Annotated in this window: 25 protein-coding genes and 3 pseudogenes; 14 read left to right on the top strand and 14 right to left on the bottom strand. The window is 69.6% G+C overall.

Features of this window, described 5'->3' with window-relative positions:
* The 3 genes and pseudogenes from Q8A52_RS47225 to Q8A52_RS47215 form a co-directional block, all read left to right on the top strand.
* The coding region (locus Q8A52_RS47225; protein ID WP_316764643.1) for a hypothetical protein at positions 1-195 on the top strand (195 nt) is incomplete at its 5' end.
* A gap of 29 nt (positions 196-224) precedes the next feature.
* Positions 225-695: pseudogene (locus Q8A52_RS47220) on the top strand (transposase); the annotation flags it as partial.
* Positions 696-762: 67 nt separating this feature from the next.
* A complete protein-coding gene (locus Q8A52_RS47215; protein WP_316764640.1) occupies positions 763-975 on the top strand; it encodes a hypothetical protein in 213 nt (70 codons plus the stop codon).
* Positions 976-1221: 246 nt separating this feature from the next.
* Here the strand turns inward: Q8A52_RS47215 and Q8A52_RS47210 are convergent, their stop codons facing one another.
* Positions 1222-1809: a TetR/AcrR family transcriptional regulator gene (locus Q8A52_RS47210; RefSeq protein WP_316764637.1), complete on the bottom strand. Its 588-nt coding sequence runs from the start codon at positions 1807-1809 to the stop codon at positions 1222-1224.
* A 160-nt stretch (positions 1810-1969) separates the two neighbouring features.
* Here Q8A52_RS47210 and Q8A52_RS47205 point away from each other — a divergent pair, with 160 nt between their 5' ends.
* Positions 1970-2929: an alpha/beta hydrolase family protein gene (locus Q8A52_RS47205; protein ID WP_316764635.1), complete on the top strand. Its 960-nt coding sequence runs from the start codon at positions 1970-1972 to the stop codon at positions 2927-2929.
* Positions 2930-3190: 261 nt separating this feature from the next.
* Here the strand turns inward: Q8A52_RS47205 and Q8A52_RS47200 are convergent.
* The 4 genes and pseudogenes from Q8A52_RS47200 to Q8A52_RS47185 all read right to left on the bottom strand — a co-directional run.
* A pseudogene (locus tag Q8A52_RS47200) lies at positions 3191-3976 on the bottom strand (Tn3 family transposase); the annotation flags it as partial.
* 226 nt (positions 3977-4202) lie between these two features.
* Complete coding sequence (grpE, locus tag Q8A52_RS47195; RefSeq protein WP_316764632.1) at positions 4203-4748, bottom strand: nucleotide exchange factor GrpE; 546 nt, start codon at positions 4746-4748, stop codon at positions 4203-4205.
* Positions 4749-4750: 2 nt separating this feature from the next.
* Entirely contained in the window at positions 4751-6619 is a 1869-nt protein-coding gene (dnaK, locus tag Q8A52_RS47190) for a molecular chaperone DnaK (protein ID WP_316764629.1), read from the bottom strand.
* 38 nt (positions 6620-6657) lie between these two features.
* On the bottom strand, positions 6658-7023 hold the full coding sequence (locus Q8A52_RS47185) for a J domain-containing protein (protein WP_316764627.1): 366 nt from the start codon (positions 7021-7023) through the stop codon (positions 6658-6660).
* 245 nt (positions 7024-7268) lie between these two features.
* Here Q8A52_RS47185 and Q8A52_RS47180 point away from each other — a divergent pair, with 245 nt between their 5' ends.
* The 3 genes from Q8A52_RS47180 to Q8A52_RS47170 all read left to right on the top strand — a co-directional run bounded on the left by Q8A52_RS47180 (position 7269) and on the right by Q8A52_RS47170 (position 8393).
* The gene (locus Q8A52_RS47180; protein ID WP_316764625.1) at positions 7269-7649 is read left to right on the top strand and encodes an STAS domain-containing protein; all 381 of its coding nucleotides are present in this window, start codon (positions 7269-7271) and stop codon (positions 7647-7649) included.
* Positions 7646-8032, top strand: coding sequence for a hypothetical protein (locus Q8A52_RS47175; RefSeq protein WP_316764624.1), 387 nt, complete (start codon positions 7646-7648; stop codon positions 8030-8032). Before Q8A52_RS47180 ends, Q8A52_RS47175 begins: the two co-directional genes overlap by 4 nt.
* A gap of 208 nt (positions 8033-8240) precedes the next feature.
* Entirely contained in the window at positions 8241-8393 is a 153-nt protein-coding gene (locus Q8A52_RS47170; protein ID WP_316764620.1) for a hypothetical protein, read from the top strand.
* Between the two features lie 515 nt (positions 8394-8908).
* On the opposite strand, the gene Q8A52_RS47165 is transcribed toward Q8A52_RS47170, so the two are convergent.
* On the bottom strand, positions 8909-9331 hold the full coding sequence (locus tag Q8A52_RS47165) for an Hsp20/alpha crystallin family protein (protein WP_316764617.1): 423 nt from the start codon (positions 9329-9331) through the stop codon (positions 8909-8911).
* Positions 9332-9781: 450 nt separating this feature from the next.
* On the opposite strand from Q8A52_RS47165, the gene Q8A52_RS47160 reads away from it, so the two are divergent.
* On the top strand, positions 9782-10126 hold the full coding sequence (locus tag Q8A52_RS47160) for a DUF6343 family protein (protein WP_408649388.1): 345 nt from the start codon (positions 9782-9784) through the stop codon (positions 10124-10126).
* Positions 10127-10184: 58 nt separating this feature from the next.
* Here the strand turns inward: Q8A52_RS47160 and Q8A52_RS47155 are convergent, their stop codons facing one another.
* The gene (locus tag Q8A52_RS47155) at positions 10185-10550 is read right to left on the bottom strand and encodes an STAS domain-containing protein (protein ID WP_316764615.1); all 366 of its coding nucleotides are present in this window, start codon (positions 10548-10550) and stop codon (positions 10185-10187) included.
* 50 nt (positions 10551-10600) lie between these two features.
* Positions 10601-11830, bottom strand: coding sequence for a PP2C family protein-serine/threonine phosphatase (locus Q8A52_RS47150; protein ID WP_316764613.1), 1230 nt, complete (start codon positions 11828-11830; stop codon positions 10601-10603).
* A 376-nt stretch (positions 11831-12206) separates the two neighbouring features.
* Here Q8A52_RS47150 and Q8A52_RS47145 point away from each other — a divergent pair, with 376 nt between their 5' ends.
* The 6 genes and pseudogenes from Q8A52_RS47145 to Q8A52_RS47120 all read left to right on the top strand — a co-directional run bounded on the left by Q8A52_RS47145 (position 12207) and on the right by Q8A52_RS47120 (position 16948).
* Positions 12207-13214, top strand: coding sequence for a YihY/virulence factor BrkB family protein (locus tag Q8A52_RS47145; protein WP_316764611.1), 1008 nt, complete (start codon positions 12207-12209; stop codon positions 13212-13214).
* Between the two features lie 674 nt (positions 13215-13888).
* Positions 13889-14320 (top strand): phage holin family protein, encoded by a 432-nt coding sequence (locus Q8A52_RS47140; protein WP_316764609.1) that lies wholly within the window; start codon positions 13889-13891, stop codon positions 14318-14320.
* Positions 14317-14793 carry a DUF3618 domain-containing protein gene (locus Q8A52_RS47135; RefSeq protein ID WP_316764607.1) on the top strand — a complete coding sequence of 159 codons (477 nt, stop codon included), beginning with the start codon at positions 14317-14319 and terminating at the stop codon, positions 14791-14793. The genes Q8A52_RS47140 and Q8A52_RS47135 overlap by 4 nt, the downstream gene beginning before the upstream one ends.
* 4 nt (positions 14794-14797) lie before the next feature.
* Positions 14798-15064: a DUF4235 domain-containing protein gene (locus Q8A52_RS47130; protein WP_316764605.1), complete on the top strand. Its 267-nt coding sequence runs from the start codon at positions 14798-14800 to the stop codon at positions 15062-15064.
* Between the two features lie 438 nt (positions 15065-15502).
* Positions 15503-16221 (top strand): annotated as a pseudogene (locus Q8A52_RS47125) (IS6 family transposase).
* A gap of 334 nt (positions 16222-16555) precedes the next feature.
* A complete protein-coding gene (locus tag Q8A52_RS47120; protein ID WP_316764603.1) occupies positions 16556-16948 on the top strand; it encodes a DDE-type integrase/transposase/recombinase in 393 nt (130 codons plus the stop codon).
* A gap of 48 nt (positions 16949-16996) precedes the next feature.
* Here Q8A52_RS47120 and Q8A52_RS47115 read toward each other — a convergent pair whose 3' ends face one another.
* From Q8A52_RS47115 to pstC, 6 genes are all read right to left on the bottom strand, one after another.
* Entirely contained in the window at positions 16997-17896 is a 900-nt protein-coding gene (locus Q8A52_RS47115; protein WP_316764600.1) for a phosphate ABC transporter ATP-binding protein, read from the bottom strand.
* A 25-nt stretch (positions 17897-17921) separates the two neighbouring features.
* Positions 17922-18767 (bottom strand): sortase, encoded by an 846-nt coding sequence (locus tag Q8A52_RS47110; RefSeq protein ID WP_316764597.1) that lies wholly within the window; start codon positions 18765-18767, stop codon positions 17922-17924.
* A 92-nt stretch (positions 18768-18859) separates the two neighbouring features.
* On the bottom strand, positions 18860-21478 hold the full coding sequence (locus tag Q8A52_RS47105; protein ID WP_316764594.1) for a hypothetical protein: 2619 nt from the start codon (positions 21476-21478) through the stop codon (positions 18860-18862).
* Positions 21475-23136, bottom strand: a complete 1662-nt coding sequence (locus tag Q8A52_RS47100) for a substrate-binding domain-containing protein (protein WP_316764592.1) — start codon at positions 23134-23136, stop codon at positions 21475-21477. Before Q8A52_RS47100 ends, Q8A52_RS47105 begins: the two co-directional genes overlap by 4 nt.
* Complete coding sequence (pstA, locus tag Q8A52_RS47095; protein ID WP_316764589.1) at positions 23136-24371, bottom strand: phosphate ABC transporter permease PstA; 1236 nt, start codon at positions 24369-24371, stop codon at positions 23136-23138. Before pstA ends, Q8A52_RS47100 begins: the two co-directional genes overlap by 1 nt.
* Before the next feature lie 4 nt (positions 24372-24375).
* Positions 24376-25380 carry a phosphate ABC transporter permease subunit PstC gene (gene pstC / locus Q8A52_RS47090; protein ID WP_316764586.1) on the bottom strand — a complete coding sequence of 335 codons (1005 nt, stop codon included), beginning with the start codon at positions 25378-25380 and terminating at the stop codon, positions 24376-24378.
* Positions 25381-25434 lie beyond the last annotated feature (54 nt).

Here is a 25434-nt window from a genome sequence, read left to right as displayed (position 1 = left end):
GAGGAAACGCCTGTGTCAGCACCCCGACCGCGACCCGATCCGACAGTCGCCCACCTGATGACTTCAGTTGACCTGCTCTTGGCACACCACAACAACGACCAGATTGCCCCTAAGTTACCGGTATTGAAGTTAACCTCGCCGTTTCGCTCGGGTACGGCGGCTGTTGAGGCGGAAAATACGAAAGTGCTTTCCTGACCTGGGACGATGAACCTTGCTGAGGGGGACTGTCGGTCCAGGCGGAGGGCACTTTCTACGTGCAGGCTATCGGGTTGCGTCCCAAGGTTCAGGTCGGTGCCGATGGTTCGGGGGTGGTCGGGCATGCCGGGGCACGGCTGCTGGCGGATCTCGCTGATGCCACCGGGCTGACCGCCGCGTACTCTGCCGCTCTCCGGCCGCTTCGGCCGCGCGGGACCGGACATGCTCCAGGCCGGATCGCTACCGACCTGGCGGTGATGTTCGCCGACGGCGGCGAGGCCATTGCTGACCTTGCCGTACTGCGGGACCAGGCAGCAGTCTTCGGACCCATCGCCTCGACACCGACGGCCTGGCGGCTGCTCGCCGACGTCGAGGAGACTGCCCTCGCCTCGCTGGCTTCTGCCCGCGCCCGGGCCCGGGAAGTCGCCTGGCTGCAGGCCGCCGAGCACGGTGAGGGCATCCCCGCAGCCCGGGCCGCAGGGCGCGTGCTGCCCGGTCTGGGGAAAGGTTGAAGGAGGCTCGTACCGCCCGCCGCTCGGAGGGCTCCCGGCTCGCGCCGTCGAGGCGTTGCAACTCGTCCAGACGCGTGTGCTCGTCGCGCAGGTCGGCGGCCAGGAAGGCCGCAGGTCGGTGGGGGGCGGCGGCCAGGATCGCGGCGGCAATGCGCAGGGCCAGCGGCAGGCCGTCACACAGGGCGGCGATGGTCTCGGCCGCCCGGGGGTCGTCGATGATGCGGGTATCCGCGTCGCCTCGCGTGGCGCGCAGCGCAGCGTCCATTAGGCCGCGTGAGGCGGGCCACCGGCAGGAGGGGCCGGATTCGCCCGCAGAACGGGCCTGCTCGTCCTCGTCCCAGGCGTCGCGCGTCTACCCCGTCGAGAGTGTGGCGAGAGGTGCGTCAGCTCCATGGCGGCAGTCTCTCAGAAGTGCCTCGCACAACGCGCGAGTTTCGAGAGGACTTTTGCGAGCGGCGACCGGGGGAAACGCGATCGCTGCGAAGGCTCTCGCAGAACTCTCACAGATGGCCGTTTATGAGAGTCGCAGCCCTTGGAGGAGTAGTTCGATCAGCCTTCGAGGGTCGTAGCGGGGGTCGCTGTCGTGCCCGAGGCAGAGGTTGCCGATGCCGCGCATGAGTTCGTAGGGCTGTATGCCGGGCCTGATCTCGGCGGCGTCGACGGCGGCGTCGAGCAGCTGGGCGCAGACGGGCATCAGCCGGTCGAGGAAGTGGGTGTGCAGCGTGGCGAAGCGGTCGCTGTCGGACTGGAGGGCGTCGGCGAGTCCGTGCTTGGTGACCAGGAAGTCGGCGAAGAGGCCGACCCACTGGCGCAGCGCGTCGATCGGGGAGGCGGCATCGGCCAGCAGCTTCGGGCCGGCTTCGGCGCAGGCCTCGATCTGATGGTGATAGACGGCGGTGACCAGGTCCGCCCGGGTGGGGAAGTGGCGGTAGAGCGTCCCCAGCCCGACACCCGCCCGGGCTGCGATCTGGCGGATCGGTGCGTCGATCCCGGAGCTCACGAACACCTCCGCTGCGGCGTCGAGCAGCGTCTGCTGGTTGCGTACCGCGTCTGCTCGCTTGTTGCGGGCGGACGCTCCTTCGGCCGGGCCTGCTGCGGGCACCACGCTCTCCTTCCGGCGGCCGTTGACGAAACGGATCAGCGTTCCGTATCGTAAATGGAACAACGATCCGCTTTCAGGTTAGCTGACTGCGGGCACTCCGCCATACCCGCCGCCGCCGTACGCGGCCAAGCGGCGGGTGTCATCGAAGGGCATGCTCCTCATGAGTGCACCTGCTTCCACAGCCCACACCTTCCACTCGCCCACCCCCGTCCTTTCCGTCAGCCCGGTGGTGCTGCCGGCCCCCGGCCGCGCCGTGGACCTCCAGGTGCGCGTCTCCGCGCCGGTGACCGGGAGCGAGCTGCCGGTCATTCTCCTCTCGCACGGCCTCGGCTTCTCCAACAACCTCTCCTCGCTGAATGGCTACGCCCCGCTCGCCAACTTCTGGGCCGCACGGGGCTTCGTCGTGATCCAGCCCACCCACCTGGACTCCAGGACGCTGAGCCTGGACCCCGATACCCCCGGGGCCGCCGCGCACTGGCGTACCCGGGCCGAGGACATGACGCGCGTCCTCGACCAGCTCGACGCCATCGAGGAAGCCGTTCCGCAGTTCGCCGGACGTCTCGACCGGAGCCGGATCGCCGTCGCCGGGCACTCCATGGGCGGGCACACCGCGAGCCTGCTGCTCGGCGCCCGCCTCACCGATCCCCACGACGGAACCGAAGTGGACCTGGCCGACCCGCGGATCAAGGCGGGCGTGCTGCTCGCCGCACCCGGCCGGGGCGGCGACGCCCTCACCGAGTTCACCGTCGAGAACTACGCCTTCTTCCTGACCACCGACTTCTCCACGATGACCACCCCCGCACTCGTGGTCGCCGGCGACAAGGACGACTCCGCCTTCCTGACGGTCAGCGGCCCGGACTGGCACACCGATCCCTACACCCTCGCCCCCGGCCCCAAGTCCCTGCTCACCCTGTTCGGCGCGGAGCACGGGCTCGGCGGGGTCTCCGGATACGACGTCGCTGAGACCACCGACGAGAACCCTGAGCGGGTCGCCGCCCTCGCCCACCTCGCCTGGGCCTACCTGCGCAGCGCGTTCCACCCCGAGGACCCCGCCTGGCAGACGGCGCGCGACGCGCTGGCGGCCGACTCCGACCCCATCGGACGCGTCGAATCAAAGTAGGCCAGGAAGCCCGCCCAGTCGAGCCAGGGCTCACCGGCCCGGCCCGGCCTCACTGTCTTCTTCGTCTGCGGCGTCGGTCGGATCACGCAGAGGCCGCAACGCCCCGCCGACCGGACCAGAACCGCGGAAGCTGTGGCGGCCCAGCACGTTGAGGTTGGCGTGGCGAAGCGGGGAAAGCCGGGCGACGTCCTCGTCCAGGACATCGCGGAACTCCTCACCCCGCACCTGCGGGAGGACGCCTTCGAGACAGACTGACCGAGACTATTCCTCCTCCTCACCGTCCTCGCGCGCGTCCGGGTCGCGGAAGGGACGCAGGCCCTGGCCGGGGCCGCTGGCGGTGATGTTGAACAGGTAGCGGCCCAGGAAGTTGATGTGCCGGTCCTTGAGCGGGGAAAGGCGGGCGACGTCCTCGTCCTTGATGTCGTGGTTCTCGGTGCGGAGCCGGGCCACGGCGGCGTCCAGGTAGCGGGTGTTCCAGAGCACCACCGCGTTGAGGACCAAGCCCAGAGCGGCGAGCTGGTCCTCCTGGCCTTCTCGGTACGCCTGGCGGATCTGGCCCCGGCCGCCGTGGCAGATCGCACGAGCGAGCCGGTGGCGGGACTCCTGCACGGTGAGCTGCCGGTTCATCAGCCGCCGGTAGGTATCGTCCACCGGGTCGACCAGGGCGAGCAGGTGCATGGTCTTGTCGATCTGCCCGTACTCGGCGAACGCCGCCCCCAGCGGGGTCGGGTGCCCCTCGCGGCCGAACATCCGCAGCAGGTCGTAGGCCCGCACCTGGTTGGTGATGAGCGATCCGGCCACCCGCAGCATGTCCGGCCAGTGCGTGGCGATCTTCTTCAGGTTGACCTTGTTGCAGGCCACGGCCTCCAGCGGCCCGTACCCGGCGGCCGGCTCCTCGCCGTCGGGCAGGTCGGCTCGCCAGAACCGCTGATCATCCAGGTCTCGGAAGCGCGGGGCGAAGCGGAAGCCAAGCATCTTGTACAGGCCGAACGCCATGTCGGAGTACGAGGCGTTGTCGGCCGCGACCATCTCCGGCCACACTCCGCCCGCGTGATGCTGGTCCGGGCTGGTCTCAACCCGGCTAGTGCTGATCGCGGAAGACCAGACCAGGCGCTGCCTGGCCTGGCAGCGTGAGCTAGAAATCCCCGATCAGCCCTGGAGGGTGAAGAATCCCCTCCCTTCAGGGAGGGGAGGTTTCAACTCCGCTTGCTAGCGATCTGATGGCATCGAATGCGACGCCCTCTTCCCCGGTACCCACGTGGGGGCAAGCCTGTCAGCTCCGCACGACAGGCAGGGGCGGCTTTTCTGCGCGGGCGGATGCACCCCGTACGCCGCGCTCCGGCGCCGGTGCGCTCTTCGCGGGCGGGGCCGGCCCGGTGACCTCCACAGTCGCCGGGCGCAGCAGGTTCTCGCCCAGACGGTAGCCGAGACGCAGAACCGCCGAGCACACCAGGCGGTCCGCGGCGGCGCAGACGTGGTGGGTGAGAGCGTCGTGGCACGCGGGATCGAACGGATCGCCCACCCGGCCGAACGACGTGACGCCCAGCGAGCCGAATTGCTCCTGCAGGCTGTCGGCGATGTCTTTGAGACCGGGCGTGAGCGGCTCGTTGGCGCACGCCCGGTCAACGGCGTCCAGTACGGGCAGCAGCGCCTTGAGCACGTTGGCCACCGCGATTTCGCGCACGGCCAGGCGGTCCCGCCGCACCCGCTTGCGGTAGTTGTCGTACTCGGCCTTGATCCGCTGCAGGTCGGCGGTCCGCTCCTGAACCAGGCGCCGCAGCGTGTCCAGCTCGGTGCTCTGCGGACCGCTCCCGGTCATCGTCAGCCAGCCTCCGGCTTGTCGTCGTCGACGATCTCGGCGTCCACCACGTCATCATCGGACGAACCACCGCTCGGATCACCGTCCGTGGACGCGCTGGCCGCACCCCCCGGCTGCTCGGCCTGGGACTGCTGATACAGGGCCGTGCCGATCTTCTGCGCGGCCTGTGCGGTACGGTTGATCGCCTGCCGGATCGCGGCGGTGTCCTCTCCCTTCAGCTTCTCCTTCAGCTCGGCCAGCGCCGTCTCCGTCTCGGACCTGGCATCCGCCGGGATCTGCTCGGCGTTGTCCTTCAGGAGCTTCTCGGTGGAGTAGACGAGCTGTTCGCCCTGGTTGCGGGTCTCGGCCGCCTCACGCCGCTTGCGGTCTTCCTCGGCGTGCTGCTCGGCTTCGTGGACCATGCGGTCGATGTCGTCCCTGGGCAGCGCCGAGCCGCCGGTCACCGTCATCTTCTGCTCCTTGCCGGTGCCCAGGTCCTTGGCGGAGACGTGCATGATGCCGTTGGCGTCGATGTCGAAGGTCACCTCGATCTGCGGCACCCCGCGGGGCGCCGGGGGCAGGCCGGTCAGCTCGAACATGCCGAGCTTCTTGTTGTACGCGGCGATCTCCCGCTCGCCCTGGAAGACCTGGATCGTCACCGACGGCTGGTTGTCCTCCGCGGTGGTGAAGATCTCCGAACGGCGGGTCGGGATCGTGGTGTTGCGCTCGATCAGCTTCGTCATGATGCCGCCCTTGGTCTCGATGCCCAGGGACAGCGGGGTGACGTCCAGCAGCAGGACGTCCTTGACCTCGCCCTTGAGAACACCGGCCTGCAGCGAGGCACCCACCGCGACGACCTCGTCGGGGTTGACGCCCTTGTGCGGATCCTTGCCGGTCAGCTCCTTCACCAGGTCGGTGACCGCGGGCATGCGGGTGGAGCCGCCCACCAGGACGACGTGGTCGATGTCGGAGACCTTGATCCCGGCGTCCTTGATCGCGTTGTGGAACGGCGCCTTGCACCGCTCCAGCAGATCGGCGGTCAGCTGCTGGAACTGGGCGCGGGTCAGCTTCTCGTCCAGGTGGAGCGGGCCCTCGGCCGAGGCGGTGACGTACGGCAGGTTGATGGTCGTCTCGGTGGATGACGACAGCTCGACCTTCGCCTTCTCCGCCGCCTCGCGCAGCCGCTGCACGGCCATCTTGTCCTTGGACAGGTCGACGCCGTAGTGGTTCTTGCACTGCTTGACCAGGTGGTCGACGATCCGCTGGTCCCAGTCGTCGCCGCCGAGGTGGGTGTCGCCGTTGGTGGCCTTGACCTCGATGACGCCCTCGCCCATTTCCAGCAGCGACACGTCGAAGGTGCCGCCGCCCAGGTCGAAGACGAGGACGGTCTGGTCGTTCTCCTTGTCCAGGCCGTAGGCCAGGGCCGCGGCGGTGGGCTCGTTGATGATGCGCAGGACGTTCAGGCCCGCGATCTCACCGGCCTCCTTGGTCGCCTGCCGCTGGGCGTCGTCGAAGTAGGCCGGGACGGTGATCACCGCGTCGGTGACGTCCTCGCCCAGGTAGGACTCGGCGTCCCTCTTCAGCTTCTGCAGCACGCGAGCGGAGATTTCCTGCGCGGTGTACCGCTTGCCGTCGACGTCCCCGTGCTCCGGGAACCGCCACGTGTGGTCACCCATGTGTCGCTTGACCGAGCGGGCGGTGCGCTCGACGTTCGTGACGGCCTGACGCTTGGCGACCTCGCCGACGAGCACCTCGCCGTTCTTGGAGAACGCCACCACCGACGGGGTGGTCCGCGCGCCTTCGGTGTTGGTGATGACGGTGGGCTCGCCGCCCTCCAGGACCGAGACCACCGAGTTGGTCGTTCCCAGGTCGATACCAACCGCACGTGCCATCTGTGCTCTCCTCCTCGTCCCTTACCTCGTCTTTCGTCTCACCGGCCGGGAATCCACCGGACCGGCCCCGCACGCAGCGGCGGCTCGGGGCGCACGTCCCCGAGTACGCCCGCGTACCGCCACGTGGGCCGCACGGGCTGTGTTGGGGCAGGGCCCCGACGGGCCGCCGGCCCTGGTTGGCGCTCGTGGCGCTGGTCGTAGGCCGCCCGCAGGATGGGATCGCGCAGCGTCTCGTACGCGGCCCGCACCTGGCCGAACCGTGCGGCGGTGTCCGCGTCCACGCGGGTGTCGGGGCGCAGTTCCCACACCCGGGCACGGAAGGCCGAGGTGATCGCCTCGCCCGTCGCCGAGGGCTGTACCCCCAGCACCGCGTACAGGTCCGATTCCTGCTCCCGCACCCGCACGTCCGGCCACCTCCTTGCCTATGCTGAGCTGCGGTTTCCAACCTGCTTGCCCACCTATCTGGAATAAAACTTGAGTCTTTCCTTGTCAAGTCTGGGCGGGGTATAGAGGGAGCTGTCCGCGGTACTCCGTGATTGCAGAACGCAGAGGGGTGCGGTGGGCGAAGGAGTTGAAAACCAGGGATCCGGGGACGCCGGCCGTGGGCGGATCGCGCAGGCACTGGGAAGCGGAGAGTGGGGTGCGAATCATGGCACTGTTCCTCGCGGCGCACTGGCACAACGGCTGGGCCGTGATAGAGATCAAAGGCGTCCTGGACGCGGCCACGGCCCGGGAACTGCGTGACTTCGCAGCCTCCGTCACCGCGCAGCACCGGCACCAGCACCTGATCCTGGACCTGTCCGAACTGACCCATGCCGACGCCGACGGCATTGACGCTCTGATATCCGTGCGGACGCTGCTGGACCAGGACCAGGGGGAGCTACGCCTGGTATGCCCACAAGGGCGGATGGAGCGGCTGCTGCACAGCAGCGGCGCCGCTGCCGCTTTGCCCGTGTACCCCTCTCTCGATGCGGCCCTGTCAGCACCCTGGACCGTTCCCGCACATCGGATGGGAGGTGGAGTTCAGTGATCACCGAACTCGCTGTCGAACGTGTGGAGTTCACCTGCGGCTCGTGCTGGCACAGCTGGAGCGTCGACTACGACGTCCAGCGCTACCAAGATGCTCTCGACGCCGAGTGGGAAGTCTTCTACCGCGATAACACAGCCGTTCCCTCCCCGTACACGCCGCAGGGCGCCCCGCCCTGCGAGCACTGCGGCCGCCGCTGGGTCGGACGCTTGGTGGCGCGCCGGCCCGTGCCGCTGCCCGACGCCGAGGCGCCGCGCAGCCTTGTCCCGGCCGAGGGTGCCGACCGTCCCGAGCGGCACGCCGCGCCGATGCTGCACGCCGCCGGCCATCCGCAGCCGCAACCCGGCGCACGAGCAGCCCAGCCGTCCACGAAGCCGTCCCGGTGATCCGGACAGTGCGCGCCCGCCCTTGACGGCGGGCGCGCACTGTCTGCCAGGAACTTGGAGCGCTGACTTCTTGGGCGCTGCGGCGGGACCCTCGGATGAAAAGCGGGCGTCAACGATCGGCGCTCACGTGTGAGCTGCGGCATTGTCGGTCCACGCGGTCGGCCTCCACGATGACCGGACCAGACGAGGTCAAGGAAGGCAGCTCCTCATGGGTGATCATGTGCACGTGCGGCTCGGCCAGGGTTTGAGCGTGTCGGCCGAGGGAGAACTGATCGAGCACTCCCGCTGCCGGTGCGGGGCCACCTTCACGAAGGTGTTCGACGTCGACGGCGGGGAGCCGGAACGCCTGCCCGGGGCCTGATGCCGGCCCCGCCGCCGTGCGGCCGGTCGCAGGTCAGTCGCCGGGGCTGGCGTGCTCGGATCTCCCAGACTGGGCAGCGTTTGTGGCCCGGTCGCGGGCCTGGCGTTCGCGTTCGCGTCGGCTGTAGGTGGCCTGGCGCACGGCTTCCTCGGTGTCCAGGCTGGAGCCGAGAGCACCGGCCACAATGCCCATCGAGGACGACAGCCAGGCCGGCGTTGCGTAATCTCCGACGCCGGTCGAGTGCCCGAGCCGGGAGGCGAGCTAGCTGGAGTCGATGACGATGAATGCCGACACCAGCGCCAAGGCGTACAGCAGTACGTACATGGGCACAGCCCGCCGAGGAACAAAGTGGTCAGGGTCAGCCGCGTACCCCGCGCACCCCGCCCGTCACCTGCTCATAGGCGGACGCGCGTCGGGCTCTGCAACGGCTGGCACGTCCACGGCAGGCCACGAACGGCTTCAGGGCCCGGGAGGTGATGCCCGAGGCCCTGAAGTCCTGTGATGTGGCCGTGGCGTCAGCTGCCGAGTTCCTTGCGGTCGCTGTCGCCACTGATGGCGATCTTGCGCGGCTTGGCCTGCTCGGCGACCGGGATCCGCAGCTTCAGCACACCGGCCTCGTAGGAGGCTTCGATCTTGTCGGTGTCGAGAGTCTCGCCGAGGAACAGCTGTCGGCTGAACGTCCCCGCGGGCCGCTCGGTGACCACCGTCTCGGTGCTCTCGCCGTACGACGGCTTGCGTTCGGCCTTCACCGTCAGGACGTTGCGCTCGACATCGAGGTCGATCGACTCCAGGTCCACGCCCGGCAGGTCCAGATCCACGAAGAACGTCTCACCCTCGCGCCATGCATCCAGCGGCATGCCCGCCGGGTGAGCGGCCGTGCCCCAGACCCGCTCGACGAGCCGGTCAAACTCGCGGAAGGGATCCGTACGCATCAGCATCTTTCAACCCTCCTTGACGTTTCCCGCGTCCTTCGCTCTCCTTCTGATGTACCACTACGCCAGAAAATTGACAATACCCGACTCAATCTGTCGGGCATTCCTCGCTATGGCCTGTCGTAACCCGGCCGCGCGGCCCTTTGCGGCGGAGGCGGGCGGTCGAAGGTCGTCAGCCCGCGGTTGTGGCACGCGCAGTTCATGGCAGTGCCGCGATGGGGTTCGGACTGCCGTCCCCAGGTCCATCTGGCGGCACACCCCATCGGGTCGGGCCGCCAGGTTGGGTCGGCCGGCCCGCGCTCGGCGAGTGCCACACAAGCCGCTGTCCCACACTCGCGGGCACGGACTCCCAGCTGTGCCCGAGTTGAACAAAATGAAGCGAATTCGAACCAGTTTGCTGGCGTCGCTGCGGGCTACGCGGACAACACGGCGGCGCCTGTGACAGGAGGGCCCCACATGCGCGATGATCAGCGTGGCCGAGCATCACCGACGCCCCAAGCCCGCTCCGGGGTGACAAGGCGGCATCCGGTACGCACCGGCACCGAGCCCGTGACCGCACGCAGCGCCCTCGGTTTGCGGGTGGTGCTGTCGGCCGTTTTCCTGCCGATCTTCACCGCAGCCACCGCAGGTTTCGCTGTCTGGGCCGCACACCAGGGACCCGGTGACAACCCGGGCAACGGCCCGCTGACTGTGCTCGCGGTGGCCTGCGGGGTCCTCGCCTTGGCAGCGGTCGCCGACCTCCTGGTGGTGACGGCACGAAGGCGTCGAAGCGAACATGCCGGCGGCACGCCACGCCGGTAGCGGGGGCCGATCGACTCGACGCAACCTGCTCCAGGTGGCCCAGCCCGGCGGGCACGATTCAGGGTGAGGTCCGGGGGTCGCTCAGAGCGGTGAGGGCCTCGTCGGTGGTGGTGAACAGGTCAAGAACGCTGCTCGCGCCGGTGAGGGTGAGCAGCCGCATCACCTGGTCCGGGATGCAGGCCAGCGCCAGGGTGCCGCCGGTTGCTCGGGCGTGGCGGTGCAGGCGCAGGAGGGTGTTGAGGCCGGAGGAGTCGCAGAAGGCGACGCTGGACAGATCCAGCACCAGTTCCCGGTGGGTGTTCAGCAGGCCGGCGGCCTGCTCATGCAGGGCGGGGGTGGTGTGCAGGTCCATGACGCCCCGCACGGCGGCTGCCGCCAGATCGCCCCGGGTTTCCCGGATGATCACGTTCAGGTCGGTGCTCATGGGCGGGGGCTCCCTGTGCTGGCTCTCGGCCTCAGGGCAGGGATCGGTGGTCATGGCGGGGTGAGTCCGGCCAGGGCCTCGGCCTCGGTGGTGAAGTCGGGGTCAGGGCCGAGCCATTCGCAGAACAGCACGGTGGCGTCGTCCTCCAGCCGGCCGTCGTGGTATTCAAGGACGGCGTGGATGAGGCGGCGCAGTGTCTCGGGTACGGGCAGGCCGTCGGCGTGATGGCGCAGGAGGAAGTCGGTGAACCGCTCCAGACCGAATTCCACGTCACCCAGGCCACGGGCTTCGGTGATGCCGTCGGTGTAGAACACGATCCGGTCGCCGGGCTCCAGCTGCTCATGGCACAGGGTCGTCTTCAGTCCCAGGCCGGTGCCCATGGGGTGGGCCGGCGGGCAGTGCAGCTCGCTGGTCCAGCGTCCGCCGCGGATGATCACCGGCGGGTGGTGGCCGCGGTTGACCCAGGTCAGCATGCCGGTGCTGGTGTCGAGGTCGGCCAGGATTCCGGTCGCGTAGCGGGTCTTGCCGTACTGCTCGATCAGAGCCTCCTCGATCCGTTCGGTGATCTCCACCAGTCCGGCGTTGCGGCGGCGGGAGTTGCGGCAGGTGGCCATGGCGAGGTTCGCGGTCAGCCCGGCGGCGGTGTCGTGCCCCATCGCGTCGAAGATCGACAGGTGCATGACCGGTCCAGCCGTCGCATAGTCGAACGCGTCGCCGCTGATGCGGTAGGCGGGCTCCATCGCCGCGGAGATCACCACCCGTCCGTCGGCGTACGTGCGCGGCGGCATCAGATGCCACTGCATCTCGGCGGCGATGTTCATCGGTTCGGTCCGCGTCAGCCGCTGGTAGGAGTCGCTGTGCCCGCGCTTGCTGACCAGGATCAGCGAGACCAGGGACGCCAGCCCCACCATGTCCTGCCGTATCCGCGCGGTGTCGGAGGCCGCGGTGATGCGCAGCACTCCGAGGCGCTCGGTGCCGTCCAGCAGCGGCACCCACCACCGGTGCTCGCGCGTGTCGGCGGAGCTGTCGGTCAGCACCTGGGCGTACTGGTAGGCGCGTCCGGGCAGCGTCCCTTCGACCTTCAGCTCGGCTTCTTCGCTTTCCCCTGCCGGGCCGGCATCCTCAACGCACCCGGCCAGCAGCCGCAGCACGTTGCGCTGCACGTCCCCGACGTAGATCAGCACGTCGGCCAGGTCCGCTGCAGCCGCGTGCTCGGCCACCCGGGCGGGCAGGCGTTCCAGCGGCATCAGGTGGCTGGCGGCCAGTAGCCCTTCCAGCATCCGGCGACCACCACCGTTGCGGTCCTCCACAGCAAGCACCCTCTTTCCTAGGCTCAGCTCAACGCCGTCCGCAAACAGGTGCGCCTGTATCCGAGTCCCCCCTTCGGCCGGCCTGATCCCCACCGCGTCCCGGTACTCCTGCCGTCCAGCTTCCCGGTCACGATCACCACACAGTGGTCAGGTCCCCGCTGCCGGGCCGCAGCGCGCAACGTCGGGCACGCCCCCTTTTCTGTGCTGATGCGCCTGTGCGTCCAGGGAACCCTCAGATGACGCGATGGTGATCATCCGGGCTGGTGTCGGATGGCGCGACCGGGGCACCGGGAGGCTGAGCGTCCGCCGTGGTGCGGACTCGCACCCCCATGGTGTGGGAGGGCACATGAATGTGCTGCTGCGGCTGGACCGGTATCAGCGACGGCACAAGAGGGCGGGCCTGCCGATCGCGGTCATGTACAAGTTCTTCGACGACCAGGCCACCTACCTCGCCGCACTGCTGGCGTACTACGGCTTCGTCTCCCTTTTCCCGCTGCTGCTGTTCCTGGTGGCGATCCTCAGCGGCGCCCTGCACGGCAATCAGCATCTGCAGCAGTCGGTGCTTCACTCCGCGCTCGGCGAATTCCCGGTGATCGGAGACCAGCTCGGCCAGAACATCCACTCCTTCCACGGCAGCGGAGCCGCCGTCGCGGTCGGCGTCATCGGCAGCTTGTACGGCGCCCTCGGCGTCGCCCAGGCCGTCCAGCAGGCACTGAACAAGATCTTCGCCGTGCCGCGGCACGCCCGGCCGGACCCGCTGCGCTCCCGAGTGAAGAGCCTGTACTTCCTCCTTCTGCTCGCGGCCGGGCTGTGCCTGACGACGGCGCTGTCCACCGCCGAATCCGCCGCCCCCCTCCTGGGAACCCGGCTGGCAGTAGGGATCCGCATCGTCGTCGGTGTCACCGGCATCGTCCTCAACGCCACGCTGCTGCTTGCGAGTTACCGGCTTATGACCCGGCGCAAGCTGCCGCTTCGTCCCATGTACGGGCCGGCGCTGGGAGCCGCATGCGCCTGGCAGGGCCTGCAATGGGGCGGCGCGTACTACGTCGGACACGTGCTGCGAGGTGCCACGGCGACCTACGGCATGTTCGGCATCGTGCTCGGCCTGCTGGCCTGGATCTACCTCGCCGCCATCGTCTTCCTCACCGCAGCGGAGATCATCGCCGTGCGCTGCCTGCGCTTGTGGCCGCGCAGCCTCGCCGCGCCCTTCACCGACCACGTCCACCTCGCGACGGGCGACCTGCGCGCCTACCGCTCCTACGCGGCCACGGAGTCGTTCAAGGGCTTCGAGAAGATCTCCGTCCGGTTCGGCGAGCCTCCGTCGCCGGCCATGGGTGACAAGGCGCCACCCTAAGTTCCTGCGGAGTCATCACGAGACAGTGGTCATCGGCCTGGGTGCGACCTGGCTCGTCCGCCGCAGCCCCCGCTGGGCGCTGCGGTGGCGGCTGCCGTAGCCGCGCCGACCGGAGGACGCGGCACGCACGAGCGTGTGAAGGTCCCGTGGGCGATGGCATTCCTGTCGTGGAAAGCGCCCCTTACTGGGCAGAAGTTCCATCAGCACTTCCCCGTGCCTGCGCGGTGCGGCCAGTGGGGCAGTGGCATCGCGTGCTCGCCACCCCGGCCGCACCGCTCAGGCAAAGCCCGCGAAGTGCAGCGCACGCGGTCGCGGCCATGTGGCGTCCCCGTGCCCGTGGCAGCGCTACCGGCGCCACGGCTCAGGTCACAGTAGGCGCGACTCCGAGTGCTCCCAGTTGGACTGGGTGATCAGGGCCCTCGGTGCGATAGACCTCTCCCGCCCGGGAGCTCCTGCTTCCCCGCGGAACCCTCTTCCCCCTCTGTGCCGAGAGGGAAAGACCGTGCCAGCCCGTCCTGCTGGACACCGTGGACGGGCCAGGCGCAGTGACGCCGCGTGCGCCAGCGAACCCACATCGGTGCCCTGAACTGTTCCGTTCGGGGTACTCGCGCGTACACCAGGAGGTGCCGCGGCGCCCTTCTGGGCGAAGAAACCAGTACAGGGAGGTGATTGCCATGTCGTCCAGCACGCAGCCGCACCACGACCCAGGCCGGCAGACGCCCGGGGCGGAGCCGGTGGGCGAACTGGTGCAGCGCGCCTCGCAGCAGCTGACCGAGTTGGTGCGCGGCGAACTGCGCCTGGCGCAGGCGGAGATGAAACAGAAGGGCAAGCGCTACGGCAAGGGCGGTGGGCTGTTCGGCGGCGCCGGAGTTGTCGGCTTCCTGATGCTGCAGGCGCTGGTCGCCACCGTGATCGCCGCGCTGGCGGTGGCGCTGCCGGTCTGGGCGGCGGCGCTGATCGTCACGGCGGTGCTGGGTGTGATCGCCGCGGTGATGGCCATCAGCGGAAAGAAGCAGGTCGACCAGGCCGCCCCGCCCACACCCGAGCAGACGGTCGAGAACGTGAAGGCCGACGTGGCCGAGATCAAGGAGAGTGCGCACCGATGACCCAGCCGCCTCACGACGAGCCCACCGCCGAGAACACCGAGGAGCTGCGCGAGCAGGGCGAGCAGACACGCGAAGAGCTCGGTCAGACCGTGGAGGCCCTCGCCAAGAGTGACGTCAAGGCCCGCGCCCAGGAGAAGGCCGCCGAGGTCAAGAGCCAGGCCGCCGACAAGGCCGGTGAGCTGAAGGACCAGGCCGCGCTCAAGACCAGTCAGGTGAAGCAGAAGGCGGCCGAGGCCGCCTCCAAGGTGCAGGACAAGCTGCCGGACGCGGTTAAGGACACAGCCGCCCAGGCCGCCGAGCAGGCCCGGGCCACGGCGGCCCACGCCGGCCAACTGTGGGAGGAAAAGGCCCCGGAGCCGGTGCGGACCAGGACGGCCCAGGCTGCCAAGGCGGCCCGGGACAACCGTCTGCCGCTGGCGGCCGTCGGCGCGGCCGTCCTGGGCTGGCTGGTGTGCCGCCGCCGGAAGGGATGAGCCGATGAAAGGGGCCAAGATCGCCTATAAACCGGTCGGTCTCGCTCTCGGCGCGGTCAGCGGCATGCTCGCCGGCGGCCTGTTCAAACAGGCGTGGAAACTGGTGGGCCATGACGAAGACGCCCCGGACGCCACCGACGAGAACCGCGGCTGGAGCGAGGTCTTGCTCGCCGCTACGCTGCAAGGCGCAATCTTCGCAGGCGTCAAGGCGGCCGTGGACCGGGCAGGAGCAGCCGCCACCCGCCGCCTGACCGGAACCTGGCCGGGCTGACCAGCAACAAGGAGAAGGAGACCGGTAGGAACCTCGAACCGGTCCCTCCCACGCCACTACTCCGACGAAAGCCCCCACAGATGTCCGATCAGAACGCGGCCACCTCGCTCACAGCCGCCGGAGTCATTGCCTTGATCCTGATCGCTAGGGCAACAGTCCTTCATCACAGCCGAGACCGCGCCGCCCGCACGGCCTATCCCCGGCCCCACCACACCAAGCCCAACGCCGATACGACTCCAACCCTTGCTGCCGCACCGCCGGACGACGTTGCTCTCTGCGCGGTGCGCGAGGCTGAACAGTACGTCCATCGCTGCTGGCAACAGTTTCAGGCCCATACCGACCCACCCGAGTGACCTTGGAAAGCGTTGGACGGCACTGTCACATTGGCCGATGAATGAGATGATCTTCGGGTTGGGCCGTGGCTGGGAGGGGTTTGTCGTGGGGAGCGGGTCGCCGTCGTACAAGGGCCACCGCTGCCCGGTCGAGGTGATTTCCCACTGCGTGTGGCTGTCCTTCTGGTTCCCACTCAGCTTCCGGGAGGTCGAGGAGCTGATGCTTGAACGCGGTGTGGTCGTCTCGCATGAGACGGTCCGCCGCTGGTGCGGGAAGTTCGGGCAGGCCTACGCGAACGCGCTGCGGCGCCGGCGGCCCCGGCCCGGGGCACGTGCCACGTGGACGAGGTCTTCATCACGGTCAGCGGTGAGCGGAAGTACCTGTGGCGGGCCGTGGACCAGGACGGCATGGTGCTGGGCATCCTCGTTCAGTGCCGCCGGGACAAGGCCGCGGCCAGGCGCTTCTTCCGGAGGCTGATGCAGACGAGGGGTGCGGTGCCGCGGGTGATGGTCACGGACAAGCTCCGCTCCTACGGCGCCGCCCACCGGGAGGTCATGCCCTCGGTGGAGCACCGCTCGCACAAGGGGCTGAACAACCGGGCCGAGAACTCCCACCAGTCCACCCGGCAGCGCGAACGCGCGATTAAGGGCTTCCGCTCGGTCGGCGGGGCACAGCGGTTCCTGTCCGCGTTCAGCGGTATCTCACCCCCCTTCCGGCCCCGCCGGCACCTGATGACCGCCGCCGAACACCGCCTCGAGATGACCGTTCGCTTCACCATCTGGGACCAGATCACCGAGAGCATCGGCCTGCCCGCCACAGCCTGACCCAGAATCCTGCACCAGGCCCCACCCGCTCGAACGCGCCGTCAGGCACCCACGCACCCAACAACGTGACAACGCCCGCAATCGCCTTGCACGACAGGCCAGGTGATCACTATTCAGCCGGATGGCGTGGTGTTCTGGAGGCGCCGTCCCACGGCGTGGTTGGAGCGCGGAGCCTGGTCAGGGAGCAAGTTGGCCTCAGGTCTTCCTGGGTGGATGACCCCAGCCGGGGTTCCCGGGACAGAACCGCTCGTGGAGATCGGCGGTCTCGGCATACACCTCCGGCTCTCCAGGCCGGCGGAGAACGACGTGCGACGGCGTCGGCCGCCTGCCTCCAGTGTGGCGCTGGGCCGGGCTCGTCGTCGACGCGCTGAGGATGGCCGCCGGCCGAGGCGGGCTGAAAGAGGGCTGCATCGCGCACTCGGATCGCGGTTCGGAATGCACCTCACGCGAATACCGCATTCTCATAATGGAGTTGGGACTTCGGCAGAGCATGGGCAGAACGGGCTCATGTTGCGATAACGCCGCAGCTGAGAGCTTCTTTGGTCTGTTGAAAGCGGAGATCGGCACCACCATCTGGCCATCCCACGAGGCGGCTCGCGTCGATGTCTTTCGCTTCATCGAGGTCGAGTACAACCGCACCCGCCTGCGGAAGCATCCCGTCTACGGATACGTCACCCCGATCGAAACCAGGGCCCTGGCAGCACAAGACCTCGCCGCAGCGGCGTAACCATCCCCTGTCCACGATCACGGGGGAACTTCACTGCGCGCGTGCCCCTCAGCCGAAACGCCCGTTGACGTAGTCCGCCGTGCGCTGGTCCTGTGGGTTGTGGAACATGGCGTCGGTCGGGCCGTATTCGACGACGCCGCCCGGGACGCCCTGCTCGGCGAGGAAGAAGGCACACTGGTCGGAGACGCGTGCGGCCTGCTGCATGTTGTGAGTCACGATGACGACGGTGACTTCCTGCGACAGGCTGTGGATGGTCTCCTCCACGCGCCGCGTGGACGTCGGGTCCAGCGCCGAGCACGGCTCGTCCATCAGCAGCACGCGCGGGCGTACGGCGAGGGCCCGGGCGATGCAGAGACGCTGTTGCTGGCCGCCGGACAGAGCTCCGCCGGGTCGGCGCAGCCTGTCCCGTACTTCCTGCCACAGGCCCGCGCGGGTCAGGCATTCCTCGACCAGCGCGTCCTTGGTCGAACGGCCGGCCTTGACGCCGGTCAGCCTGAGCCCCGCCACCACGTTGTCGTAGATCGACATCGCCGGGAAGGGGTTGGGCTTCTGGAACACCATGCCGATGTCCCGCCGTGCCTGGGTGAGTCTGCGCCCGGGCGCGTACAGGTCGGCGCCGTCCAGCAGTACCTCGCCCGCGAAGGCCGCGCCGCTCACCAGCTCGTGCATGCGGTTGAGGGTGCGCAGGAAGGTGGACTTGCCACAGCCCGATGGACCGATCAGGGCTGTGACCCGGCCGGCGGGCATGGTCAGGGAGACCCGGTCGAGCACCTTGTGACTGCCGAACCAGGCGGACACGGTGCGGGCGTCCAACTCGGCAGGACCCGCACCGGTCGGCGGGTCGGAGGCCCGGACGGGGGGCTGCCGGGCCGTCCCGTCCTGGTCTTCTACGGCGGTCAGGAGCCTGGTCTCTTCGGCGACTTCAGTGGCAGCGGGGATGTCGGTCATTGTTGAATCCTCGGTACTCGACGGGTCAAAGCAGATTGGGGAGGAGCCGGGTGACCTGTTCCGCCATCTGCAGGCCGATGGCGCCGAGCAGCCCGGTGAACACGATCCAGGTCTGACGGCGCCCCCAGCGGAACCAGGCCCAGACCGCTGCCACGGAGGCGGCGGCCAGCGCCTGGAGCCAGAGCACCAGCTCCCACCAGATGACGGAGCCGCCGCGGAGCGGGAGTTCGTTCGACGGCAGGGTTTCCGGGGCGATCCTCAGCGCCGGGGTGTCGGCCGCGTTGCCGACCAGGTCGGCGTCGAGACGCAGCACGCCCTTCGGCAGGTAGGGCGGGCCGGTCGCGGTCATCAGCACGACCCGGCCCTTGCCCGCGGCGGGTGCGGCCGGGGCGCGGTCGCCGGCGTGCCGCAGGTCGAGGACCCGGAAGGTGAAACGTCCCTGACCCGTCGTGATCCGGAAGGTCGTGCCGGGGGTCAGGTCCTCCAAGTGCCCGAACGGTCCGCCGTAGGCAGCGGCCCGGGCCATGATCACGCTGGTCCCGGCCTGGCCGGGCAGCAGCGTGTCCCGGCGGTGGCCGGGGCCCTTGGCCAGTACGTCGGAGTCGGTGCCCTCGAAGACCACCTCGCGGACGTGTAGCTGCGGGATTTCCAGCAGCATCAGCGGGGTGCCCGGGGTGAGCAGCCGCCCGCGCTGGTCGGTCTGCGACACGGCCACGGTTCCGGCGGCCAGTTCGCCACGCAGCGTGTCGAAGCCGGCCGTTTGGGCGGCGCGGTGCTGCAGCGGGCTGAGCAGGACCAGCTGGGCGCAGATGCCGAGTAGCAGCACGCTCACCGTGAGCAGCGCGCCGCCCACCGCGTAGGGCCTCGTCAAGCCGCGCTTCCGCTTGCTTGTCTTGGCTGCCTTGTCACCAGGGGACAGACGCACGGCGCCTTCAGTTCCAGCGAGGTTGTCGATCGTGGCGGTCACCCGCGGAACCTCCTGCCAAGTCGGCGAGTCGTACGGCGGACGAAGCCGGACGCCTCGAAGCGCGCGGCGGCCGGACCCCGGGGACGCCAGCCGGCCGCGAACGGCGCGATCAGCCCGGTGAGCGCGCCGAGCCCCGCGCCGACGGGAAGGGCCAGGCGCAACGGGACGGCTGGGTCGGCAGGGGTGAGACCGCCGGCGGTGGTGATCAGGTCGGGTGCGGTGCTGCCGTGCGGGAGGGCGGAGGTGCCCGACGGGGATGCCGTGGTACTTGTCGGGGTCCCGTTGCCGGTACCCGTGTCACCGCTCCCGGTGGTGGCAGCCGCTCCCCCTGTGCCGCCCGCGCCGCCGCCGGTCCCGGAGGCGGTGGTGCCACCGGCCGCGCCGCCGCCCTTGTAGGTCTCCAGCAGTTTCGCCGCGGTCAGCGCCCTGTCGCGCAGTGCGCGGTCCAGCGGCGCGTAGCCGATGGGCAGGTCACCGAGTTCGATGCCGGTGTGCTGGCCCGCCCGCACGGCGTAGCGCAGCAGCGCGGCGTAGCTCTCGCGCCCGGCCGCCTTGAGCCGGCCGGGGCGGACCACCGCGTCGACCAGCATGGCCAGGGGGTACGCGCCCGTCCGGGACGCGGTGACCGGGACGACGGCGGGACTGCCCTTGGCCGAGGCGGCCGCGGCGGTCAGGGAGGCCGAGGTCGGAGTGACGTACTTGCCGGCCGAGTTGAGCAGACCGGCGGTCTGCAGACCGTAACGGGCCGCCGAGGCCGCATCGGTGACGACCAGTTGGACGCGCTGGCCGACATTCTGCGGGCCGGGGGACTTCCACACCGGGGGGTTGGCGGTCGCGTCCCAGCTGGACTTCCACAGCTGGTCGCCGCGGCGCGCGTGCACAGCGGCGAAGAGCATGTCGTCCACGTAGGGGTGGAAGTCGGTCATGCCCTGCTTGACGGTGGCCTCGGCGGAGCCCGGCGGGATGGTGGTCCACGGGTCGGCCTTGGGGTAGTCGTCCCGGGCGGCGGTGAAGGCGTAACCGGTGGGGTTCAGGTCGGCGTTGGTGCTGTAGTAGGGGTTCACCCGCATGCCGTTGTCGTCGGGTACGCCTGCCAGGAACCGCCGGGCGTCCTTGTCGGCGCGTACGTAGTCCCACAGCTGCCGGGCCGCGTCGGTGTGACCGAGCGCGACTTCGAGGTCCGTGTCGGTGCTGGGGTTCTCGGGGATGGACTGGTTGGCGTACTCGGGGTTGAGCGCCAGGAACTCGGGGTCGGACAGCAGACCTGCCGGGTTGTTCAGGGCCCAGCCGTAGCCCTTGGCGGCTGTCAGTGTGGCAGTGCCGCCCGAGTAGTTGGTTTTGACCGCTCCCCAGGGAGAGCCGCGGTACGACTCGGTGAGCAGCTTGGCGATCAGCCGCGGGTTGAGCTTCATCGAGGTGAACCTGGTTCCCTCCAGGGCCTTTTGGGCACTGGTGGCCGTGGAGCCGGGTTGTCGTTCGATGTTGAAGCCGATGACGACGCCCGAGAGCGCGACCGGGGCGTAGGTCACTGCCCCCGCGGGCCTGGTCGTACCGTCGTCCGAGCCGAGCGGCCGGGTGACGAAGCCGAGGGTGTCGGCGCCGGAGGTGATCTGGGCACGGGTGTCGGCGTCGCCGAGCTGGGTGAATCCGTAGACGGTGCCGGTGGCGCACAGCTTGGCCTGCCAGCTGCTCATGGCCTCGGCGACGAGTTCGCTGCCGACGGTGTCCTGCTCCTCGGCGCCGATCTTGCAGGAGGCGCCGACGGGGTTGAAGCCGAGCCGGACGGCGATGCGGTTCTTCCAGTTGGTCGAGGACACCGGGGAGCCGGCGTTGACCTGGGTCCGGTCCTCGTAGGGCTGGCCGTCGAGGTCGAGGTGGCCTTGCGGGACGATGACCAGCCAGCAGGAGCGGCCGGTGACGGTGCCGTCGGCGTGGGTGACCGGGGCGCCGCAGCCGAGCTGCGGGGCCTCGGTGACGGTCTGGGTCTCGAAGATCTCCGAACCGGTGCCGTCCGCCTCGGTGCGTGCGAAGTCGATCTCGTTGGTGGTGGCGTGGCTGAAGAACTTGTTGTTCTGCGTGCCGTTGGTGACGACGGTGCCGTCGACCGACTTGAACGGCACCTCACCGAGGCCGTACGGCATGGTGGAGCCGTACGTGTCGTCCTGTCCGTAGTGGCCGGGCTTGGCGCGGTAGACGACGGCGCGGGTGTCGTCGTCCCCGTTGCCGGGCCAGTTGGAGCGGTCGGTGGTGGGCGAGGCGCCGTACTCGCACTGGGTGCGTGGCGGACCGGGGTCGTCCGCGACGGTGCCGTCGTCGTCGCCCCAGCACTGCATGATCTGGACGAAGTCGGTGTTGAACTGGTTTCCGGCGAAGGTGGTGGGGGTGCCGCCGGTCCAGGAGACGGTGATGGCCCGGTCGGTCAGCCCCTCGGTCTGACTCACGGTGAACCGCATGTCCGTGAACTCGCCGCGCCCGGAGACGGTCACGGCGGAATCGTCCGTCGTGGCTGCGGGGGCCGCGCCCGCGCCGGGCGCCGCCGCCAGCGAGAGCAGCGCGCCCGCGAGGGCGCCCGCGGTCGCGCCCACGGCCACCCGGAAGAGCTGACGTGTCCTCACTTCTGCCCTCTCTTGTCGTTGCGTCCCGCCAGTACCTGCGCGGTGACGGCGGGGACCAGGACCACGACGAGCAGGGTGAGCCCGGCCAGCACCATCAGGGTCTGCGAGGTGCTCCAGCCGTCGTCGGCCGCCACGGAGACGGGCGAGGCCAGCACCGTGGTGCCGCCACCGCCCGACGCGGCCGAGACGGTCTGACCGGTGTCCGGGTCGACGCTCGCGTCGGCCGTGGGGGCTGCAGCCCCGGATGTTCCCCTCGTGGCGGTGGCCCCCGTGCCACCGGTCGCGCCACCGGTGCCACCACCGGACGAGCCGGTCGAGCCGCCGCTCGTGGATCCGCCGGTGCCGCTGTTCGCGGTCGTCTGCTTCGCGCCGCCGGAGCCGGTGGCGCACTGCCGGGTCGCGCCCTTCTTGTCGCAGGCGGGCGGCATGGGCGCGGTGGTGGCGAGCCGGTTGGTGCCGTCCGGACTGAAGGTCGGGTTGTTGCAGCCCTTGATGTTGATGTTCTTGGGCACCACGCCGGGAATCTTGCGGATCTGGTCGAAGCCCGCCTTGACGAGGTTGATCGGCAGGGGCGAGTAGCCCAGTTCGGGCGCCTGCTGCTGACCCTGGCACATGAAGTAGTAGGAGAACGCGCCGAGTGTCTTTCCCTTGGCGGTGGTGAAGGTCCCCTGTTCCTTGAGCGGCAGGATCATGTACGAGTAGCTGGAGAGCACGTAGGAGCGGGGATCGGGGTCGGTGTAGACGCCGTCCAGGTGCTGGGTGAGGTAGTCCGCGGAGCTCTTGTCCGTGTTGATCTTCGCCTTGAGCAGCGACACCGCGACGTTCTGCGCGGTCGGCTCGGTGTAGTACCCGGCCTTGTTCAGGAGCTTGGCGACGGGGTAGTGCGCGTTGAGGGCGTAGGAGTAGTTGACGTACCCGATGGACCCCTCGCCGTAGCCCTGGGAGACGTACCCGGCCACGCCGAGGTCGCCGGACTGGGCGATCATGCCGGTGACAGTCGGGTAGTACGAGGTCTCCCCGCAGGCGTTGGAGCGGCCGACCTTGGCGCAGTACGCCTTCCACAGCGCGCTCTGCCGCTTCGCCATCCACAGCGTGAACTGGGCCGTGGCGCCCGAGCCGTCCGAGCGGACGACGGGCACGATGGCCCGGTGCGGCAGCTTCAGTCCCGGGTTGTCCGCCCGGATCGAGGAATCGTCCCAGTACCGTACGGCCGCGGTGAAGATCTTGGTCAAGGTGTCTTGGCCCAGCCGCAGGTTGGTGACCCGCTGCCCGTTGATCGTCAGGTGGTACATGAACGCGGTGCCGCCCGCCACGATGGGCATGTACGCATACGACCCGGCCACCGGCCGCTCCGGTGCGGAGCCGTCCTTCGGGTTGGTCTGGAAGGGAATGTCCGAGACGGCGAAGTCCGTGGTGCCGGCCAGGAACTGCTGGCGGCCGTAGGAAGAACCCTGCGGGCTGTAGGAGATCTGCATGCCGTACTGCCTGACGTCCCGGCGCCACTGGTCGACGGCGTTGAAGGCCCAACTGGAACCCGACCCACTGATCGGGGTGTAACTCGTGGCGGTCGCGGGCGCGGCGGCACCGAGCAGCACCGCCGAGGCCAGGACGAGTGCCGCGACGGCGGATCGCAGCGAGGAACGTGTCCGACGGAGCATTAGTCCACCTCGGCGGGAGCGGGGTTCGGGGTCTCGAAGCGGCGCAGGTCACGCTGTGAGCGGCGGTCCGCGTGGCGGGACTGGCGGTGGCTCAGGTGCCCGGGTCCACGGCCGCCGACGACGCGGGCGAGCGTGAAGAGGAGCAGCACCAGTGCCAGCAGCACCAGCGCAGTTCCGAAGGCGCGCGTGATCATGGTCGGCTCGGGCGATCTGATGAACGTGAATACCGCGAGCGGCAGCGACATCATGGGGCCCTGGGTCGGGTCGACGTTGAGCGCGGCCGTCGCACCGGCGGTGAGCAGCACCGGGGAGGTCTCGCCGATGCCGCGCGCGGTGCCCAGGATGACGGCGGTGGCCAGGCCTGAGCGTGCGGAGGGCAGCACCACGTGCCACACGGTGCGCCAGCGCGGCGCGCCCAGCGCCTCCGCGGCCTCGGTGAGGGTGCCCGGCACGAGGCGCAGCACCACGTCGGCGGCGCGGATGACGATCGGCAGCATCATCACGCTGATGGCGAGTGCCGCCGCCAGACCCGACTTCTCGAAGCCCAGCATGAGGATCCAGCTCGCGTAGACGAAGAGGCCGGCCACGATCGAGGGCAGCGCGGTCATCGCCTCGACGATGGTGCGTACGAACCGGGAGAACCGTCCGGGTACTTGCCCGAGGTAGACGGCGCAGGTGATGCCCAGCGGGATGGTGATGGCGAGCGCGGTGCCGATCTGGATCAGGGTGCCGGCGACCGCGTGCTGGACGCCGCCGACGGTGATCGGGTCCAGCGGGCCCGCCGCCTGCATGTCCTGCGTGTAGAAGCCGGTGTGCGGCAGGGCGTGCCAGCCGCGGGCCGCGGTGAAGCCGATGACCAGGACCAGCGCGGCGAACAGCAGCACGGCGGCGGAGCTCAGGACGAGGGTCAGGAGCCGGTCGCGGACCGCGGGACCGGCGCAGGAGTCGTCGGCCGTGGCGTCCATCCACACCAGCACCGCGTAGACCAGCAGGAAGATCAGATAGGCGACGACGACGAAGCCGAACGGCCCCGAGAGCGGCGCCAGTTCTCCGAAGAGCAGCCAGGCCAGGCTGAGGCCGGTCGTGGCCGCGCCGCCGAGGGCGAGCAGGTCGTCGCGGCGCGGTCCGCCCACGCGCCGGTGCTCCTGCGGTTCGTCCGGCGGCTCGGGGCGCGGCACGACGGTGGTACTGGTGCCGGGCGTCGGAGCCGACGGCTTGTCGAGAGTGGTCGTCATGGGCTCATGCCTCGCTCTGGGCGCCGGACCGGGAGCGGGCCACGATCGACGACGCGGTGAAGTTGACCACCAGGGTCAGCAGGAACAGGGCGAGCCCGGCTGCCATCAGCGCGGAGACGCCGAAGCCGGAGGAGTCGCCGTAGTGCAGGGCGATCAGGGAGGAGACCGAGTTCGAGCCGGTCTGCAGGATGTGCGGCTGGATGGTGAAGACCGGTGAGATGATCAGGTACACCGCGATGGTCTCGCCCAGGGCGCGGCCGAGCCCGAGCATGGTGCCGCCGATGATGCCGGCGGCCCCGTACGGCAGGACCACGCTTCGGATCATGCCCGCGCGGGTCGAACCGAGCGCGTACGCGCCCTCCCGTTCGCCGACGGGCGCGCGGCTGAACACCTCGCGCATCACCGAGCACTGGATCGGCGACACCATGAGCGCGACCACGATGCCCGCGACGAACGTCGAGGCGGTGTACACGCTGGCGGACGCGAGCGGGTCGTCCTGGTGCGCCCCGTCCACGTGCAGGAACGGGATCCAGCCGAACCAGGTGGAGAGCCAGCGGGACAGCCCGATCACTTTGCTCTGCAGGAAGAACAGCCCCCACAGGCCGTAGACCACCGATGGCACCGCGGCCATCAGGTCCACCAGCGCGATCAGGGTGCGCCGCAGCCGGGCCGGCGCGATCTCGGAGATGTACAGCGCGGTCCCGAGCGCCAGCGGCACCGACACCACGATGGCCACGACGGCGATCAGCAGGGTGCCGGTGAGTACGGCGGCGATGCCGAAGTCGTGCGTGTCGGGTTCCCAGCGCTCGGTGGTGAGGAAGGAGAACCCGGCGGTGCGCAGCGCCTGGAGGGCGCGTAGCAGCAGGAACAGGCCGACGGCCGCCATGATGGCGAGCACGGCGAGACCGGAGCCGCGCAGCGCCCCCCGGAAGAGGCGGTCACCGGCGCCCCGTGCGGTGGACAGCCGCCGTGGTGTGTCCTCGCCCGGCGCGGTCAGCGGGAGGCCCAAGGTCGTGCTCCTTTCTGGTTTCGGCTGTGCGGCGCCCGGGGCCGGAGCCGGCGC

The organism is Streptomyces herbicida, assembly GCF_032656585.1.
GTDB lineage: Bacteria > Actinomycetota > Actinomycetes > Streptomycetales > Streptomycetaceae > Streptomyces > Streptomyces herbicida.
This window is presented reverse-complemented; position numbering and strand designations above follow the sequence as displayed.

What these genes read in the sequence shown, in the direction of transcription:
- Q8A52_RS47205 (WP_316764635.1), top strand. Translation starts at nt 1,970, where the DNA reads ATGAGTGCACCTGCTTCCACAGCCCACACCTTCCACTCGCCCACCCCC.
- grpE (WP_316764632.1), bottom strand. Translation starts at nt 4,748, where the DNA reads ATGACCGGGAGCGGTCCGCAGAGCACCGAGCTGGACACGCTGCGGCGC.
- dnaK (WP_316764629.1), bottom strand. Translation starts at nt 6,619, where the DNA reads ATGGCACGTGCGGTTGGTATCGACCTGGGAACGACCAACTCGGTGGTC.
- Q8A52_RS47180 (WP_316764625.1), top strand. Translation starts at nt 7,269, where the DNA reads ATGGCACTGTTCCTCGCGGCGCACTGGCACAACGGCTGGGCCGTGATA.
- Q8A52_RS47170 (WP_316764620.1), top strand. Translation starts at nt 8,241, where the DNA reads ATGGGTGATCATGTGCACGTGCGGCTCGGCCAGGGTTTGAGCGTGTCG.
- Q8A52_RS47165 (WP_316764617.1), bottom strand. Translation starts at nt 9,331, where the DNA reads ATGCTGATGCGTACGGATCCCTTCCGCGAGTTTGACCGGCTCGTCGAG.
- Q8A52_RS47160 (WP_408649388.1), top strand. Translation starts at nt 9,782, where the DNA reads ATGCGCGATGATCAGCGTGGCCGAGCATCACCGACGCCCCAAGCCCGC.
- Q8A52_RS47155 (WP_316764615.1), bottom strand. Translation starts at nt 10,550, where the DNA reads ATGAGCACCGACCTGAACGTGATCATCCGGGAAACCCGGGGCGATCTG.
- Q8A52_RS47150 (WP_316764613.1), bottom strand. Translation starts at nt 11,830, where the DNA reads ATGCTGGAAGGGCTACTGGCCGCCAGCCACCTGATGCCGCTGGAACGC.
- Q8A52_RS47145 (WP_316764611.1), top strand. Translation starts at nt 12,207, where the DNA reads ATGAATGTGCTGCTGCGGCTGGACCGGTATCAGCGACGGCACAAGAGG.
- Q8A52_RS47140 (WP_316764609.1), top strand. Translation starts at nt 13,889, where the DNA reads ATGTCGTCCAGCACGCAGCCGCACCACGACCCAGGCCGGCAGACGCCC.
- Q8A52_RS47135 (WP_316764607.1), top strand. Translation starts at nt 14,317, where the DNA reads ATGACCCAGCCGCCTCACGACGAGCCCACCGCCGAGAACACCGAGGAG.
- Q8A52_RS47130 (WP_316764605.1), top strand. Translation starts at nt 14,798, where the DNA reads ATGAAAGGGGCCAAGATCGCCTATAAACCGGTCGGTCTCGCTCTCGGC.
- Q8A52_RS47115 (WP_316764600.1), bottom strand. Translation starts at nt 17,896, where the DNA reads ATGACCGACATCCCCGCTGCCACTGAAGTCGCCGAAGAGACCAGGCTC.
- Q8A52_RS47100 (WP_316764592.1), bottom strand. Translation starts at nt 23,136, where the DNA reads ATGCTCCGTCGGACACGTTCCTCGCTGCGATCCGCCGTCGCGGCACTC.
- pstA (WP_316764589.1), bottom strand. Translation starts at nt 24,371, where the DNA reads ATGACGACCACTCTCGACAAGCCGTCGGCTCCGACGCCCGGCACCAGT.